The organism is Roseateles sp. GW821-FHT09B06, from assembly GCF_059418245.1.
In genome coordinates this window covers 1-511 of the sequence record NZ_JBWKPM010000074.1, presented here as the reverse complement: position 1 = coordinate 511, position 511 = coordinate 1, and the positions used below count along the sequence as shown (strand labels likewise).

1 pseudogene is annotated in these 511 nt (G+C 71.0%); it reads left to right on the top strand.

The features are described 5' to 3' along the window. Positions 1–511 (top strand): annotated as a pseudogene (locus AC07OQ_RS24495) (heme utilization protein); the annotation flags it as partial.

Sequence of the window (511 nt, the reverse complement as noted above, 5' to 3'; positions counted from 1 at the left end):
TCGCCGCGATCAGCACCGCCTCGATCTCGACGCTGACCAGCGACGACGTGGTCGGCCTGGGCAGCGCCGGTGTCCGCGCGCTGACCAGCGCCCAGATCGGCGCGCTGAGCACCGACAACGTCCAGGCCTTGACCTCGGCCCAGGCCGCCGTGCTGAGTTCGGCCCAGGTCGCCGGCCTGAAGACCGACCAGATCGCCGTGCTCGAGTCCGATGACCTGAAGGCGCTCTCGACCGCCGCGATCCGTGCGCTGAGCACGGCCCAACTGGCCGCGCTCGATTCCGACCAGATCGCCGCACTGAGTTCGGCGCAGATCACCTCGCTGGCCACCGGCCAGATCGCCGGTCTGGGCAGCGATGACCTGAACGCCTTGACCTCGGCCCAGTTCGCCGCGCTGAGTTCGGCCCAGATCGCCGCCATCAGCACCGCCTCGGTTTCGACGCTGACCAGCGACGACGTGGTCGGCCTGGGCAGCGCCGGCGTCCGCGCGCTGACCAGCGCCCAGATCGGCGC